Source organism: Stenotrophomonas sp. TWI819 (genome assembly GCF_039673075.1).
Lineage (GTDB): Bacteria > Pseudomonadota > Gammaproteobacteria > Xanthomonadales > Xanthomonadaceae > Stenotrophomonas > Stenotrophomonas rhizophila_B.
This window is the reverse complement of the sequence record NZ_JBDJKY010000031.1, coordinates 1-472: the sequence shown is the minus strand read 5'-3', so window position 1 is coordinate 472 and position 472 is coordinate 1. Positions and strand designations below refer to the sequence as shown.

At 56.6% G+C, this 472-nt stretch carries 3 tRNA genes; all 3 read left to right on the top strand.

What is annotated here, in order from left to right:
• The first annotated feature begins 34 nt into the window (after positions 1-34).
• Positions 35-111: transfer RNA gene (locus tag ABE463_RS18635), tRNA-Asp, on the top strand.
• An 83-nt stretch (positions 112-194) separates the two neighbouring features.
• A tRNA-Asp gene (locus ABE463_RS18630) sits at positions 195-271 on the top strand.
• A 90-nt stretch (positions 272-361) separates the two neighbouring features.
• Positions 362-438 (top strand) — tRNA-Asp (locus ABE463_RS18625).
• Positions 439-472: the final 34 nt, after the last annotated feature.

Genomic DNA, 472 nt, shown 5'->3' with positions numbered 1-472 from the left:
CCACCAGGCACTGCCAGTAAAAGTTTTGAAATGTGGAGCGGTAGTTCAGCTGGTTAGAATGCTGGCCTGTCACGCCGGAGGTCGCGGGTTCAAGTCCCGTCCGCTCCGCCAGTTTCAATAGGGCCCCTGAGCGATCGGGGGCCTTGTTTTCTCCAGCGACGCAGGTCGCGGTGGAAACAAAAGCGGTTTAGTGCGGAGCGGTAGTTCAGCTGGTTAGAATGCTGGCCTGTCACGCCGGAGGTCGCGGGTTCAAGTCCCGTCCGCTCCGCCAGTTTTAAAAAAACCTCGAAAAAAGCAGCATTTCGGGGTGGGCAATCTGAATATCTTCGGATAGAATGAGCGCCTGCAAAGTTTCAAGTGCGGAGCGGTAGTTCAGCTGGTTAGAATGCTGGCCTGTCACGCCGGAGGTCGCGGGTTCAAGTCCCGTCCGCTCCGCCAATCTTTGAAGAGCCCTTGGTGAAAACCAAGGGCT